Source organism: Flectobacillus sp. (assembly GCF_049240685.1).
GTDB lineage: Bacteria > Bacteroidota > Bacteroidia > Cytophagales > Spirosomataceae > Flectobacillus.
Window position 1 is genome coordinate 1 of record NZ_JBMLSD010000295.1, and the last position, 2,360, is coordinate 2,360.

General features: G+C 36.5%; 1 protein-coding gene. It reads right to left on the bottom strand.

Annotation, left to right across the window (positions count from 1 at the left end; translation table 11 throughout):
• Positions 1-972 precede the first annotated feature (972 nt).
• On the bottom strand, positions 973-2,360 hold a 1,388-nt coding region (locus ACOVQ4_RS13310; protein ID WP_421821121.1), incomplete at its 5' end, for an EF-Tu/IF-2/RF-3 family GTPase.

Consider the following 2,360-nt stretch of genomic DNA (forward strand, 5'->3'; position numbering starts at 1 on the left):
CAAGACTTAGTCTTGGACTCATTTTTTTAACAGTTTAAAACTGTTTTTTTTAAAAAATGTGTAAAAAAGTCGATACATCTGAATCAGACTTTCTCGTTTTGTCCAGTGATCAGATCGGTTATTTGAAGATATTCATAATCAAAAGGTTATACTCGATTTTTACCTTTGAGACACTATTAATTTAGTCTTTCCTGATTCTTACCCAAAATAATCTTAAATCTTTGGGCCTTTGGATTTCAGATATCGGCTTTCGGCAATAACAAAGCTATCGTTAGAAAAAAACATTTTAACAACACTCTTTGCCTCGTGCCTGTTGCCTAGTGCCTAAAACAAAAAAGTTAAATCTAATTCTGTACGATTACTTAAGTTAGTACGCAAAATAAAGTTTAAGATTGTGCTTTAAGCTTTCAGGTATCGGCTTTCGGCGGTGGGCTTTGGAAAAAATGCTTGTCCGTGGTCGTTAAAAACATTATAACACTCTGTGCCTTGTGCCTGTTGCCTTGTCCCTAAAACACAAAAGTTAAATCTAATTCTGTACGATTACTTAGATTCAAAAAAGTTGGTTAAAACTCCAAATCCCAACCTCTAATACGTAGGATTATTTACACTACTCATGATAGGGCATTTCTGCTATTCAACACAGTAAGAATGGAATAATAAAGATTGGAAAATACTTGGTCAAAATTAGAAAGCAAGTAGTCTAATTATTGATTGGAAAGTACTCAGGAAAGTAAAAAGAAATTATCAAAGCTTATGGAGAATTTAGAAAGCTCTCGGAATTTTTCTGGGAGTTTTTTTATTGCCTTGATTATCAGGAAGAACTAGTTTTTTTAGAAAAAAAATAAAAAAAAATACTTATGCCATACAACCCTTTTGTAGAAAACACTGTCTATATAGATAGAAATTATAAAGCAATTAGTGGTAAAAGGACAACCCCTCCGACTTGAATCAGAGGGGTTTTGTTTTTTATGACTAAGCCATTTCCATTTTTTGTTCCATACGCTTACGTACACTTGGATCCAAATAGATTTTACGCATACGAATCGATTGAGGAGTTACTTCTAAGTACTCATCTTTCTGGATATATTCCATTGACTCTTCCAATGAGAATTGGATTTTCGGAGCAATTTTAACGTTAGTATCCGTACCAGAAGCACGCATGTTCGTTAATTGTTTAGCATTTTGAAGGTTTACTTCAATGTCATTTTGACGGTTATGCTCTCCAACTACCATACCTGCATAAACTTCCTCACCTGGATCGATAAAGAATACCCCTCTGTCTTGTAATTTATCTACTGCATAAGCGGTAACCGAACCTGAGTTCATCGAAATCAAAGAACCGTTGATACGGCCAGGGATTGGTCCCTTGTAAGGTTCATACGCTTTGAAACGGTGTGCCATAATTGCTTCACCAAAAGTAGCTGTTAACACTTTAGAACGCATACCTATCAAACCACGCGAAGGAATGTTGAATTCTAAATGTTGCAAATCACCTTTTGGTTCCATAATTAATAACTCACCTTTACCTTGTGTAGCCAATTCAATTACTTTACCAGCAGACTCATCAGGAACGTCTACTACCAATGTTTCGATTGGCTCCAAGCGCTCACCATTAGGACCTTCTTTGAAAATTACTTGCGGCTGACCTACTTGTAATTCGTAACCTTCACGACGCATCGTTTCGATTAAAACAGACAAGTGAAGGATACCACGACCAAACACCAAGAATTTATCTTCAGAATCGGTTGGGACAACTTTTAAGGCTAAGTTTTTCTCAGTTTCTTTGTACAAACGATCACGAAGGTGACGAGATGTTACAAATTTACCTTCTTTACCAAAGAATGGAGAGTTGTTGATGGTAAACAACATGTTCATTGTTGGCTCATCAATCGAAATACGTGGCAATGCCTCTTGTACTTCAACGTCCGAAATAGTATCGCCAATTTCGAAGTCATCGATACCCATCATTGCACAAATTTCGCCAGAGGAAACCTCTTCAGCTTTTGCTCTACCAAGACCTTCAAAAGTTTGAAGTTCTTTGATTTTCATTTTCTTCACAGTACCGTCAGATTTCATCAAAGCAACTTGTTGTCCTTCTTTGAAAGTACCACGGTGAACACGACCAATAGCGATACGACCTACGAATGAAGAGTAGTCTAATGAAGTGATTTGCATTTGAGCAGGACCTTCATTGATTGGAGCCGCAGGAATATTGTCGATGATTACATCTAATAATTCAGTAATATCTTCAGTTTTGCGTTTCCAGTCGGTACTCATCCATCCTTGTTTAGATGAACCGTAAAGCGTTTGGAAATCTAATTGATCTTCTGTTGCACCTAAGTTGAACATCAAGTCAAATA